This window comes from Pseudomonas sp. CFBP 13727 (genome assembly GCF_014841915.1).
In the GTDB taxonomy this organism is placed as follows: Bacteria; Pseudomonadota; Gammaproteobacteria; order Pseudomonadales; family Pseudomonadaceae; genus Aquipseudomonas; species Aquipseudomonas baltica.
This window is the reverse complement of the sequence record NZ_JACYUT010000006.1, coordinates 111,837-123,729: the sequence shown is the minus strand read 5'-3', so window position 1 is coordinate 123,729 and position 11,893 is coordinate 111,837. Positions and strand designations below refer to the sequence as shown.

General features: G+C 64.0%; 11 protein-coding genes. 3 read left to right on the top strand and 8 right to left on the bottom strand.

Going from position 1 to position 11,893, the window contains the following annotated elements:
- Positions 1-148: 148 nt before the first annotated feature.
- On the bottom strand, positions 149-871 hold the full coding sequence (locus IFT76_RS18235) for a pirin family protein (protein WP_122477788.1): 723 nt from the start codon (positions 869-871) through the stop codon (positions 149-151).
- A 269-nt stretch (positions 872-1,140) separates the two neighbouring features.
- Between IFT76_RS18235 and IFT76_RS18230 the strand changes: the two genes are divergently transcribed.
- The 3 genes from IFT76_RS18230 to IFT76_RS18220 are packed head-to-tail and all read left to right on the top strand — an operon-like array spanning position 1,141 to position 3,231.
- Complete coding sequence (locus tag IFT76_RS18230) at positions 1,141-1,926, top strand: sulfite exporter TauE/SafE family protein (RefSeq protein WP_122477789.1); 786 nt, start codon at positions 1,141-1,143, stop codon at positions 1,924-1,926.
- A gap of 45 nt (positions 1,927-1,971) precedes the next feature.
- Positions 1,972-2,475 (top strand): GNAT family N-acetyltransferase, encoded by a 504-nt coding sequence (locus tag IFT76_RS18225; RefSeq protein WP_192059679.1) that lies wholly within the window; start codon positions 1,972-1,974, stop codon positions 2,473-2,475.
- A gap of 57 nt (positions 2,476-2,532) precedes the next feature.
- Entirely contained in the window at positions 2,533-3,231 is a 699-nt protein-coding gene (locus tag IFT76_RS18220) for a dihydrofolate reductase family protein (RefSeq protein ID WP_192055301.1), read from the top strand.
- Between the two features lie 17 nt (positions 3,232-3,248).
- Here IFT76_RS18220 and prpF read toward each other — a convergent pair whose 3' ends face one another.
- The 7 genes from prpF to IFT76_RS18185 all read right to left on the bottom strand — a co-directional run bounded on the left by prpF (position 3,249) and on the right by IFT76_RS18185 (position 11,831).
- Positions 3,249-4,433, bottom strand: a complete 1,185-nt coding sequence (gene prpF, locus IFT76_RS18215; RefSeq protein ID WP_192059677.1) for a 2-methylaconitate cis-trans isomerase PrpF — start codon at positions 4,431-4,433, stop codon at positions 3,249-3,251.
- Between the two features lie 10 nt (positions 4,434-4,443).
- Entirely contained in the window at positions 4,444-7,059 is a 2,616-nt protein-coding gene (gene acnD / locus IFT76_RS18210; RefSeq protein ID WP_192059675.1) for a Fe/S-dependent 2-methylisocitrate dehydratase AcnD, read from the bottom strand.
- Positions 7,060-7,221: 162 nt separating this feature from the next.
- Positions 7,222-8,349 (bottom strand): bifunctional 2-methylcitrate synthase/citrate synthase, encoded by a 1,128-nt coding sequence (prpC, locus tag IFT76_RS18205; RefSeq protein ID WP_122477797.1) that lies wholly within the window; start codon positions 8,347-8,349, stop codon positions 7,222-7,224.
- A 41-nt stretch (positions 8,350-8,390) separates the two neighbouring features.
- Positions 8,391-9,278, bottom strand: a complete 888-nt coding sequence (gene prpB / locus IFT76_RS18200) for a methylisocitrate lyase (protein ID WP_122477799.1) — start codon at positions 9,276-9,278, stop codon at positions 8,391-8,393.
- Complete coding sequence (locus IFT76_RS18195; protein ID WP_244646817.1) at positions 9,275-10,027, bottom strand: GntR family transcriptional regulator; 753 nt, start codon at positions 10,025-10,027, stop codon at positions 9,275-9,277. Before IFT76_RS18195 ends, prpB begins: the two co-directional genes overlap by 4 nt.
- A gap of 130 nt (positions 10,028-10,157) precedes the next feature.
- Positions 10,158-11,234 carry an alkene reductase gene (locus IFT76_RS18190; protein WP_192059673.1) on the bottom strand — a complete coding sequence of 359 codons (1,077 nt, stop codon included), beginning with the start codon at positions 11,232-11,234 and terminating at the stop codon, positions 10,158-10,160.
- Between the two features lie 33 nt (positions 11,235-11,267).
- Positions 11,268-11,831: a type 1 glutamine amidotransferase domain-containing protein gene (locus IFT76_RS18185; protein WP_192059671.1), complete on the bottom strand. Its 564-nt coding sequence runs from the start codon at positions 11,829-11,831 to the stop codon at positions 11,268-11,270.
- Positions 11,832-11,893: the final 62 nt, after the last annotated feature.

The window sequence follows — 11,893 nt, the reverse complement described above, 5'->3', positions numbered from 1 at the left end:
AGGGCATGACCATTTCGACTGCCAACGCCATGCAGGCGTTGCAAAAAAAATACAGACCTTGAAGGTACGCGCCACACCGGGGTCAAGCCAATCGCTTTTTTCAATGCGGTCATCGACAGGATTGATCGGCCCCCGGTGCACTGCCCGATCATGGCATCTGCGGCAACTCGTTGGGGCGCAGGTCGAATACCAGCACCTCGGCGTCGACCCCGTTGGTCAACCGCAGCACGGTTTCCTCGCGCAGGCGCACGCCATCCCCTTCATTCAGACGCTGGCCGTTGAGTTCGACGCTGCCCGTGGCGACGTGCACATAGGCGTAGCGGTTGTCCGCCAGCGTCAGCGTGGCCTGTTCCGCGCCGTCGAACAGGCCGGCGTAGACCCGCGCATCCTGGCGCACTTCAAGCGAGCCTTGCGCGCCATCGGGCGAGATGATCAGTTGCAGGCGGCCACGTTTCTGCTCGGGCGAGAAGTGTTCCTGCTGGTAGCGAGGCTCGGCGCCTGCTTGCTCGGGTACGATCCAGATCTGCAGGAAATGCACGGGGTCGACATCGCTGTGGTTGAACTCGCTGTGGGCCACGCCATGGCCAGCACTCATCAACTGCACGTCCCCTGGGCGAATGACCGAGCCGGTGCCCAAGGTGTCCTTGTGCGCCAGCGCGCCTTGCAGCACGTAGGAGAAGATCTCCATGTCGCGGTGCGGGTGCTGACCGAAGCCCTTGCCGGCGCTGACCCGGTCGTCGTTGATCACCAACAGGTCGGAGAAGCCCTGCTCCTGTGGGTTGCGGTAGTGGCCGAAGGAAAAGGTATGGAAGGATTGCAACCAGCCATGGTTGGCGAGACCGCGGTCCGAAGCTTTGCGAAGTGCGAGCATGGTGTTCTCCCGATTCTGGTGGGGGCGCAGCGTTGGAGGTGCTGTGCGATGGGTAAAGATTATGCGTTCGCCGCGCCGGGATAAATCGTTCCGGCAGCGCAGCACTGTCGCGCTCAGGTTGACAGTCATGAAGTGCAGGCTTGCTATGCGTGATCGAGTGGCGGTTATAAGCTAATGCTGCATAGTTATAATTGGCTATATCAGAAATTGTTATCCTGCCGCCCGGCTACCGCTCCCGCGATGCTGAATCTGATGTGTAGGACGTAAGAATGGACGTAGGTACCTGGGGTTTCACCGTGGCCGGGCTGGTGGTCGGTTTCATCGTCGGCATGACGGGTGTGGGCGGCGGCTCGCTGATGACGCCCATCCTGCTCTGGTTCGGCATCAATCCGGCCACGGCCGTCGGCACCGACCTGTTGTACGCCGCCATCACCAAGGCCAGTGGCGTCTGGGTGCATGGGCGCAACAAGAACATCGACTGGAAGATCACCGGCTGGCTGGCGCTGGGCAGCGTGCCCGCAGCGGCGCTGGTGCTCTGGTATCTGAAAAGCCTGGATGCCGAACCGCAGGCCATGGGCGCGGTGATCAAGCAGGCATTGGCTGCGGTGCTGTTCCTGACCGCGTTCGCCATCCTCTTCAAGAAGCGCCTGCAGGCCTTCGCCAGCCGCCATGCCGGCGACCGCTACAACCTCAGTGCCAGCACCCTCAACGGGCTGACGGTGATCACCGGCGTGGTCCTTGGTGTGATGGTTTCGCTCACGTCCATCGGCGCCGGTGCGCTGGGCACCGTGGCCCTGTTCCTGCTGTATCCGTTCCTGGCGACGCGGCGCCTGGTCGGCACCGAGATCGCCCACGCCGTGCCCCTGACCCTGGTGGCGGGCATGGGCCACGCCAGTATGGGCAACATGGACTGGTCGTTGCTTGGCCATTTGCTGCTTGGCTCGCTGCCGGGCATCTGGCTGGGCAGTCATCTGTCCGGGCGGGTGTCGGACGACATCCTGCGGCCTTGCCTGGCGGTGATGCTGCTGCTGATCGGTTTCAAGCTTGCTTTCTGAGCCCCTCCCACTGGCGCGGGTTATCTCATGTGCAGAGCAGATTCCATGAACGCGATAGACATTCGCCCAGTGCGATCGGATGAGGTCGCTGCAACCCTGGATTACGTCATGGCTGCGCGGGCCTCGATCTTTCCGCAGCTGGATGCCACGCAAGTGCCGGATGACCTGGCGCGCTTTGCCGAGGTTTACCTGGGCTCCGCCCAAGGCTGTTTTCTGCTGGCCTGGCAGGCGGGTCAGATCGTAGGCAGCATCGGTTACCTGCCCTACGACCAGCGCTTCAATCAGCTGCAGCTGCCGCTCGAAGCCACCGTCGAGGTCGTCCGGTTGTTCGTTTCGCCCAGCTGTCGTGGCGCCGGCGTGGCCAAGGCGCTGTATGCAGCGCTGCTGGCGCAGGCGCGTGCGGCAGGTGTGCGAACCCTGTACCTGCACACTCACCCATTCCTGCCCGGAGCCATCGCCTTCTGGCAGAAACAGGGGTTCGAGGTGCTCGACGTCGAGTCCGATCCCGTGTGGCAGACGACTCACATGCGCTGCGCCGCTTCAAGCTGAACCAACGGCCAGGGGCGCCGGTCGGTGATAGACATACCGAACGCCTTGGAGCCGCCAATGAAGCCTTATGTAATCTGCCACATGATGTCTTCCGTCGATGGTCATGCGCTGACCGACGGTTGGGCGCGGCCGTTCAAGAACGCCGCAGGTGAGCTGTACGAGCAGTTGGCCAAACAGTTCGAGTTCGATGCCTGGGCCTGTGGCCGGGTGACCATGCAGGAGATCGCCCACGACGAGGGTTATCCGTCCGGCCTGGCCACCGGGCCGATTGCGCGTACTCCGTATTTTGCCGATCGCGCGGCGAGCGCCTATGCCATTTCCATCGACCCGAAGGGCAAGGTCGGTTGGAAATCCAACACGGCGCTGGACTCGCACATCGTCGAAGTACTGACCGAAGGCGTCAGCGACGACTACCTGGCCTATCTGCAGTCGATCCAGGTGTCCTACATTTTTGGCGGCCAAGACACCCTGGACTTGAGTCGAGTGCTGGACATTCTCGGCCGTGAATTGGGCATCAAGCGCCTGGTCGTCGAAGGCGGACCGCACGTCAGTGGCTCCTTCGTGAATGCAGGGCTGGTCGATGAAATCAGTGTCCTGCTGCTGCCCTTGGTAGACGGCCGCGGCGAGCACCCGGCGTCGTTCGAGATCGACGCCGGGCAATGGCAGCAGCCGACCTACCTGGCCCTGGACAGTGCCGAAGTGCAGGAGGGCGGTGCGGTGTGGCTGCGCTACCGGCAGCAAGCACTGCCGGGCTGAAGGCCGGACGCGCTTAGCTAGGCCAGGGTCTGAGCGGGGACGCGTACCCAGCCCTCCATCAGGACTCGCGCGCTGCGGCTCATGATCGCCTTGGTCACTTGCCACTGGCCCGCGACTTCGTTGGCCTGGGCGCCGACACGCAAGGTGCCCGAGGGATGGCCGAAACACACCGTACTGCGCACGCCACCCCCGGCCGCGCGGTTGACCACGGTGCCGGGGATGGCCGCGGCGGTACCGATGGCCACCGCCGCAGTGCCCATCATCGCGTGGTGCAGCTTGCCCATCGACAGGGCGCGTACGGTCAGGTCGATATCGGCCGCGGCAACGGGTTTGCCGCTGGACGCGAGGTAGTCGGCCGGTGGCGCGACGAAAGCGACCTTCGGCGTGTGCTGGCGGGTCTTTGCATCCTCCAGGCGACTGATCAGGCCCATGCGCAGCGCGCCATGGGCGCGGATGGTTTCGAAGCGAGCGAGGGCCTGTGGATCGCCGTTGATCGCCTCCTGCAGTTCGCAGCCGTTGTAGCCCAGGGCGGCGGCGTCGATGAAGATGGTTGGAATGCCCGCGTTGATCAGGGTCGCCTCGAAACGACCCACGTTCGGCACGTCCAGCACATCGATAAGGTTGCCGGTGGGAAACATCGCCCCCGCCGCGCCCTCGGCCTCGGCAGCCGGATCGATGAACTCCAGTTGCACCTCGGCGGCCGGGAACGTCACGCCGTCGAGTTCGAAATCACCGGTTTCCTGCACCACACCGCCGCTCATGGGCACGTGGGCGATGATCGTCTTGCCGATGTTGGCCTGCCACACGCGAACCGTAGCGATGCCGTCGTGGGGGACGCGGGAAGGATCGAGCAGGCCAGTACTGATGGCAAAGGGGCCGACGGCGGCGGACAGGTTGCCGCAGTTGCCGCTCCAGTCGACGAACGCGCTGTCGATGGACACCTGGCCGAACAGATAGTCGACGTCATGCCCCGGCTGGCTGCTCGGGCTGACGATCACCGTCTTGCTGGTGCTCGAGGTGGCACCGCCCATGCCGTCGATCTGCTTGGCGTACGGGTCCGGGCTGCCGATCACCCGCAGCAGCAGGGCGTCACGCAGTGGCCCTGGCTGGCGCGCAGGCTCGGGCAGGTCGGCGAGGTTGAAGAACACGCCCTTGCTGGTGCCGCCGCGCATGTAGGTGGCGGGAATGCGAATCTGCGTCATGGAGCTGTCCTCAGTGAGCGCCGGCGGCATGGGGAGCAGGCGCGGTGGCCTGCAGGAAATCCTGGGCGAAGCGCTGCAGCACACCACCGGCTTCGTAGATCGAGACCTCTTCGGCAGTGTCCAGTCGGCAGGTCACCGGCACTTCCAGGCGCTCGCCATTGCGCCGTTCGATGATCAGCGTCACCTGCGCCTGGGGTGTCAGTCGGCCGATCACGTCGAACACCTCGGTGCCGTCGATACCCAGGGTCTTGCGGTCGGTGCCGGCAGCGAACTGCAGCGGCAGCACACCCATGCCCACCAGATTGGTCCGGTGGATGCGCTCGAAGCCCTCGGCGGCAATTGCCTCGACCCCGGCCAGGCGTACGCCTTTGGCCGCCCAGTCGCGCGAGGAACCCTGGCCGTAATCGGCCCCGGCAATGATGATCAGCGGCTGCTTGCGCAGCATGTAGGTTTCGATCGCTTCCCACATGCGCATCACCTGGCCTTCGGGTTCCAGGCGGGTCAGCGAACCTTGGCGAACCTTGCCGTTTTCCACCACCATTTCATTGAACAGCTTGGGGTTGGCGAACGTCGCGCGCTGGGCAGTCAGGTGGTCGCCGCGGTGGGTGGCGTAGGAGTTGAAGTCTTCTTCGGGCAGACCCATTTTGGCCAGGTATTCGCCCGCAGCGCTGTCGAGCATGATCGCGTTGGATGGCGACAGGTGATCGGTGGTGATGTTGTCCGGCAGCACGGCCAGGGGGCGCATGCCCTTGAGCGTGCGCTCGCCGGCCAGGGCGCCGTCCCAGTAGGGCGGACGACGGATGTAGGTGCTCGCCGGGCGCCAGTCGTAGAGAGGCGCGACCTTCGGCCCGGTGTTCTCGTGAATGGCGAACATGGGGATGTACACCTGGCGGAACTGCTCCGGTTTCACCGACGACTTGACCACGGCGTTGACTTCTTCGTCGCTGGGCCAGATGTCCTTGAGCCGAATGGGTTGACCCTGCGGGTCGAACCCGAGCACGTCTTTTTCGATGTCGAAGCGGATGGTGCCGGCGATGGCATAGGCGACTACCAAAGGCGGTGAGGCGAGGAAGGCCTGCCGGGCATACGGGTGGATGCGCCCGTCGAAGTTGCGGTTGCCCGAGAGCACCGCCGTGGCATACAGGTCGCGTTCGATGATCTCCTGCTGGATCACCGGGTCCAGCGCGCCGGACATGCCATTGCAGGTGGTACAGGCGAACGCCACGATGCCGAAGCCCAGGGTTTCCAGTTCCTCGGTCAGGCCGGCTTCGTCCAGGTACAGCGCCACGGTTTTCGAGCCCGGTGCCAGGGATGACTTCACCCAAGGCTTGCGGGTCAGGCCCAGGCGGTTGGCATTGCGCGCCAAGAGGCCGGCGGCGATCACGTTGCGCGGGTTGCTGGTGTTGGTGCAGCTGGTGATGGCGGCGATGATCACCGCGCCGTCCGGCATCTGCCCTGGCACGTCGGTCCAGGGGCCGGCGATACCTTGGGCGGCAAGGTCGCTGGTCGCCACCCGCGCGTGGGGGTTGCTCGGGCCGGCCATGTTGCGCACCACGCCCGACAGATCGAAGCTCAGGTCGCGTTCGTAGACGGCGGCGTCCAGGCTGTCGGCCCACAGGCCGGTAAGGCGCGCGTAGTCTTCGACCAGCTGCACTTGCTGCTCCTCGCGGCCGGTCAGGCGCAGGTAGTCGATGGTCTGCTGGTCGATGGCGAACATCGCCGCCGTGGCGCCGTATTCCGGGGCCATGTTGGAGATTGTGGCGCGGTCGCCCAGAGTCAGCTCGCGCGCGCCTTCGCCGAAGAATTCCAGGTAGGCACCGACGACTTTCTGCTGGCGCAGGTATTGGGTCAGGGCCAGCACCATGTCGGTGGCGGTGATGCCGGGTTGCAGCTGCCCGGTCAGTTCGACGCCGACGATCTCGGGCAGGCGCATCCACGAGGCGCGACCGAGCATGACGCTTTCGGCTTCCAGGCCGCCGACACCGATGGCAACCACCCCCAGCGCGTCGACGTGGGGCGTGTGGCTATCGGTACCGACACAGGTGTCGGGGAAGGCCACGCCTTCGCGAACCTGAATGACCGGCGACATCTTCTCCAGATTGATCTGGTGCATGATGCCGTTGCCCGGTGGGATGACGTCGACGTTCTTGAAGGCCTTGCGCGTCCAGTCGATGAAATGGAAGCGGTCTTCGTTGCGACGGTCTTCGATGGCGCGGTTCTTCTCGAACGCCTGGGGGTCGAAGCCGGCGCTTTCTACCGCCAGCGAGTGATCGACGATCAATTGGGTCGGCACCACCGGGTTGACCAGCGCCGGGTCACCGCCCTGGGAGGCAATCGCGTCGCGCAGGCCGGCGAGGTCGACCAGCGCGGTTTGGCCGAGGATGTCATGGCACACCACGCGCGCCGGGTACCAGGGGAAGTCCAGGTCGCGCTTGCGCTCGATCAGCTGGCGCAGCGAGGCGTCGAGTGTGGTGGGGTCGCAGCGTCGCACCAGGTTCTCGGCGAGTACGCGGGAGGTGTAGGGCAGGGTGGCGTAGGCGCCAGGCTGGAGGGCTTCGACGGCTTCTCGGGCGTCGTAATAGTCCAGTGGCGAGTTCGGCAGGGACTTGCGGTGTTGTGTGTTCATCAGGTCGGCTCACGGTGCAAGGCATGGTCAGGCATGGCAAAAGTTCGGCGGGGCGGCCTTCGCGGGCAGAGCCCGCTCCCACATAAAACCCAGCTCCAGATTCGGAGGATTGTGGGAGCGGGGCGGGCGGCGAGCCATCTACCCGCGAAGAGGCCCGCCAGGTCAGCGACGATCCAGGGGCACGAATGCGCGCTGTTCCACGCCGACATACTCCGCGCTGGGCCGGATGATCCGGTTGTTCGCGCGCTGCTCGAATACGTGCGCCGCCCAGCCCGTCACCCGCGAGCAAACGAAGATAGGTGTGAACAGTTCGGTGGCGATGCCCATGAAGTGGTAGGCCGAGGCATGGTAGAAGTCGGCGTTGGGAAACAGCTTCTTCTGTTCCCACATGGTCTTGTCGATGGCCTCGGACACCGGGTAGAGCACCTTGTCGCCGGCTTCTTCGCTCAGCTTCTTCGCCCAGCCCTTGATCACCTCGTTGCGCGGATCGTTGTCCTTGTACACGGCATGGCCGAAACCCATGATCTTGTCCTTGCGCTCCAGCATGGCCAAGGTGCCGCGCACCGCCTCCTCGGGCGAAGCGAACTTCTGGATCATCGCCATCGCCGCCTCGTTGGCGCCGCCGTGCAGCGGGCCGCGCAACGAGCCGATGGCGGCGGTCACGCATGAATACATGTCCGACAGGGTCGATGCGCAGACGCGGGCGGTGAAGGTCGAGGCGTTGAATTCGTGCTCGGCGTAGAGAATCAGCGATACGTCCATCACCTTGCTGTGCAATTCACTCGGCGACTTGCCATGCAGCAGGTACAGGAAGTGCCCGGCGAACGTCTCTTCGTCGCTGCTGCAGCTGATACGCACGCCATGGTGGCTGTAGCGGTACCAGTAGCACATCATCGCCGGGAAAGCCGCCAGCAGGCGGTCGCTCACGTGTTCCTGCTGGCCGAAGTTGCGCTCAGGCTCCAGCGTGCCGAGGAACGAACAGCCGGTGCGCATCACGTCCATCGGATGGGTGCTCGACGGAATGCGTTCGAGCACTTCCTTCAACGGCTGCGGCAGGTCGCGCAGGCTGCGCAGCTTGCCCTGGTAGGCAGCCAGTTCGGCAGGCGTGGGCAGCTCGCCATGCAGCAGCAGGTAGGCGACTTCCTCGAACAGGGCATGTTCGGCCAGTTCGCGCACGTCATAGCCACGATAGGTCAGCCCGGCACCGGGCATGCCGACGGTCGACAGGGCGGTCTGTCCGGCCACTTGGCCACGCAGGCCAGCGCCACTGAGTACTTTTGCTTCGGCCATGGGTTTTCTCCGATCTTGGATTTGTTATTGGAATGCAGTGATCATTTTTTCTGCGCAAACAGTGCGTCCAGCTTGCGCTCGAAGTCGTGGTAATCGATTGCCTCGTACAGCTCCATGCGAGTCTGCATGGTGTCGATGACATTCTGCTGAGTGCCGTCGCGGCGTATCGCGGTGTAGACGTTCTCGGCCGCCTTGTTCATGGCGCGGAACGCAGACAGTGGGTAAAGCACCAGGCCCACGCCAACGCCACCCAGTTGCTCGGTGGTGAACAGCGGGGTGGCGCCGAACTCGGTGATGTTGGCCAGAATCGGCGCCTTCACCCGGCTGGCGAACAGCTGGTACATCTGCAATTCGGTGATGGCTTCGGGAAAGATCATGTCCGCACCCGCCTCGATGCAGGCGGCGGCGCGGTCCAGGGCGGACTCCAGTCCTTCCACCGCCAGGGCGTCCGTGCGCGCCATGATCACGAAGCTGTCGTCGGTGCGGGCGTCCACGGCCGCCTTGATGCGATCGACCATCTCCTGCTGTGAGACGATTTCCTTGTTCGGCCGATGGCCGCAGCGTTTGGCGCCCACTTGGTCCTCGATGTGCATGGCCGCCGCGCCGAACTTGATCATCGACTTGACGGTGCGCGCAACGTTGAACGCCGACGAGCCGAAACCGGTGTCGACATCGACCAGCAACGGCAGCTCGCAGACGTCGGTGATGCGGCGCACATCGGTCAGCACATCGTCCAGGCCGGTAATGCCCAGGTCGGGCAGGCCCAGCGAACCCGCCGCGACGCCGCCTCCGGAGAGGTAGATGGCCTTGAAGCCGGCCCGCTGCGCGAGCAGTGCGTGGTTGGCGTTGATGGTGCCGACCACCTGCAGGGGTGACTCTTCGGCGAGTGCCTGGCGGAAACGTTGGCCGGGGCTGGACGGCTGATTCATGGTTGGGCTCCTGGGGTGTTGTTGTGGTTGGGTTCCAGGTAATGGCGCTCGATGTTGCGCTTGGACGCGGCGATGTGCCTGCGCATGAGCAACTCGGCCAATTCGCCATCGCGCTCGGCGATGGCGTCGAGAATACGGTGGTGTTCGGCAAAGGCCTGATGGGGGCGGTTGGGCGTGGCCGAGAACTGGATCCGGTACATGCGCACCAACTGGTAGAGGTCGTCGCACAGCATCTGCACCAGCGTGCTGTTGCCGCTGCCCTGGATGATCCGGTAGTGGAAGTCGAAGTCGCCTTCCTGTTGGTAGTAGCCGACGCCGGCCTGGAACGCGGCATCGCGCTCATGGGTGGCCAGCACCTCGCGCAGTTCGTCGATCTGCACCTGGCTCATGCGCGTGGCGGCCAGCCGGCAGGCCATGCCTTCAAGCGATTCGCGGATTTCGTAGAGTTCGATGAGTTCGGCGTGGTTGAGCGATACCACCCGCGCACCGACGTGCGGAATGCGCACCAGCAGGCGTTGGCCTTCGAGGCGGTGGATGGCTTCACGCAGGGGACCGCGGCTGATGCCGTAGGTGCGTGCCAGTTCGGGCTCGGAAATCTTGCTGCCAGGGGCTATTTCGCCGTTGACGATGGCCGCCTGGATACGTCGGAAGACGTTTTCCGAAAGCGTCTCGGTTTCACCCGCAACACTGGAAACGTGCGGAGCGTCATTGTTGGGCAGGACGTGCAACGAAACAGACGTGGCAGACATATTGTCGACACCTGGGCAGGTAGTGACAAAAAAATAGCCCTGTTTAAGCGGCTAGTCAATACGTCATAGGCGAAGTGTCGACAATCCTTGGTAGTGATCGGGGGCACTGGCCCCCGATACCGTGCTGCGCTCACTCGGCTGTGGGGTAGTCCACGTAGCCTTCGGGCCCCTGGCTGTACCAGGTTTCCATCACGTCCTTGTTTAGCCGCAAGCCTTCGGCGAACCGATGGGGCAGGTCAGGGTTGGCCAGGAACGGTCGGCCGAAAGCGATGGCGTCTGCTTCACCGGCGTCCAGCGCGGCCTGCGCTTTCTCATGGGTGTAATCGGAGTTGAGCACCAGTGTGCGGCTGAAGGCCTTGCGGATGACCGGATGCACGGGCGGGCGGTCGGCCTTGCCGAAGGTACCGTCGAGCGGTGGCTCACGCAGTTCCAGGTAGGCGATGCCGATCGTGTCCAACGCAGCGGCAGCAGCGGAGAACAGGGTTTCCGGATCGCTGTCGTTGACCCCTTGCGAATCACCATTGGGTGACAGGCGCACACCGGTACGTTCGGCACCGATGGTGTCGACAACCCGCTGTGTGACCTCTGTCAGCAGGCGGATGCGGTTTTCTACCGAACCGCCGTAGGCATCGTCACGGAAGTTGCTGTTGTCGCGCAGGAACTGATCGATCAAATAACCATTGGCCGCATGGATCTGCACGCCATCGAAGCCGGCACGCATGGCGTTCTTCGCGGCATGCTCGTAGTCGTCGAGCAACCGTGGAATTTCGTGGATGCCCAACGGACGCGCCTGCACATAGGGCTGCTTGCCATCGTAGGTATGGGTCTGACCTGGCGCAGTGGTTGCCGATGAGGAAACCGGCTGCGCGCCACCTAGGAAGCTGGGGTGAACAATGCGGCCCATATGCCACAGCTGCAGGTCGATGCGGCCACCGACCTCATGCACCGCAGCGGTGATCTTCTTCCAGCCCTCGACCTGCTCGTCGCTCCAGATGCCGGGCGCGTATGGCCAGCCCAGGCCTTCCTGAGTGATTCCGGTGGCTTCGGTGATGATCAACCCGGCGCTCGCACGCTGGGTGTAGTACTCGATCATCAAGTCGGTGGGTACATGGTTGCGCGTGGCACGGCCGCGGGTCAGCGGCGCCATCAGGATCCGGTGGGGCAGTTTCTGCGCGCCGACCTGGATCGGGTCGAATAAAGAAGGCATCTGGTCTCCCTGGTCTGTGGGTTGAAAGGCGGCTCAGGCGGTGGCGAGGGCTTTGATGATGGCGTCATTGAAGGCCGGGATATCCTTCGGGTTGCGCGAGGTGATCAAGGTCCAGCCGTTGGCCCCGCACTGCTTGACCTCTTGATCCACCCAGCCAGCGGCACCGGCGTTGGTCAGGTCGAGGCTGACGCTGGGGTACGAGGTCAGGGTTTTGCCGGGGATCACGCCAGCATTGATCAGCAGCCATGGACCATGGCAGATGGCGGCCACGACCTTGCCGGCATCGGCGAATGCCTTGACCAGTTGCTGGGCATCGGTGTCCTGGCGCAGGGTGTCGGCATTTACGGTGCCGCCGGGAATCACCAGGGCGTCGAAGTCGCTGGCGTTCAGGCCCTGGATCTTGCCGTCGGATTCAACGGTACGGTCTTTCTCGGTGTCCTGCTGGAAGGTCTGCACGGTGCCGCCTTCGCTCGAAGCGTGGGTCACGGTGGCGCCTGCTTCGCGCAGCGCTTCGAGAGGCTTGAGCAGTTCATCGCGTTCGATGCCGGTGTTGGCAGTGATGAACAGGACTTTCTTGCCTTGCAGTTGGGTACTCATGAAGGTCTTCCTCGGCTCAGTGGGTGCCTGGCACGCCAGGCGATCAGGAAATCTGAGCGCGG

Excerpts from the sequence above, each read along its gene's own strand:
- IFT76_RS18230 (WP_122477789.1), top strand. The coding sequence starts at position 1,141 with ATGGACGTAGGTACCTGGGGTTTCACCGTGGCCGGGCTGGTGGTCGGT.
- IFT76_RS18185 (WP_192059671.1), bottom strand. The coding sequence starts at position 11,831 with ATGAGTACCCAACTGCAAGGCAAGAAAGTCCTGTTCATCACTGCCAAC.
- IFT76_RS18220 (WP_192055301.1), top strand. The coding sequence starts at position 2,533 with ATGAAGCCTTATGTAATCTGCCACATGATGTCTTCCGTCGATGGTCAT.
- IFT76_RS18190 (WP_192059673.1), bottom strand. The coding sequence starts at position 11,234 with ATGCCTTCTTTATTCGACCCGATCCAGGTCGGCGCGCAGAAACTGCCC.
- IFT76_RS18195 (WP_244646817.1), bottom strand. The coding sequence starts at position 10,027 with ATGTCTGCCACGTCTGTTTCGTTGCACGTCCTGCCCAACAATGACGCT.
- IFT76_RS18225 (WP_192059679.1), top strand. The coding sequence starts at position 1,972 with ATGAACGCGATAGACATTCGCCCAGTGCGATCGGATGAGGTCGCTGCA.
- IFT76_RS18235 (WP_122477788.1), bottom strand. The coding sequence starts at position 871 with ATGCTCGCACTTCGCAAAGCTTCGGACCGCGGTCTCGCCAACCATGGC.
- acnD (WP_192059675.1), bottom strand. The coding sequence starts at position 7,059 with ATGAACACACAACACCGCAAGTCCCTGCCGAACTCGCCACTGGACTAT.
- prpF (WP_192059677.1), bottom strand. The coding sequence starts at position 4,433 with ATGACGCAGATTCGCATTCCCGCCACCTACATGCGCGGCGGCACCAGC.
- prpB (WP_122477799.1), bottom strand. The coding sequence starts at position 9,278 with ATGAATCAGCCGTCCAGCCCCGGCCAACGTTTCCGCCAGGCACTCGCC.
- prpC (WP_122477797.1), bottom strand. The coding sequence starts at position 8,349 with ATGGCCGAAGCAAAAGTACTCAGTGGCGCTGGCCTGCGTGGCCAAGTG.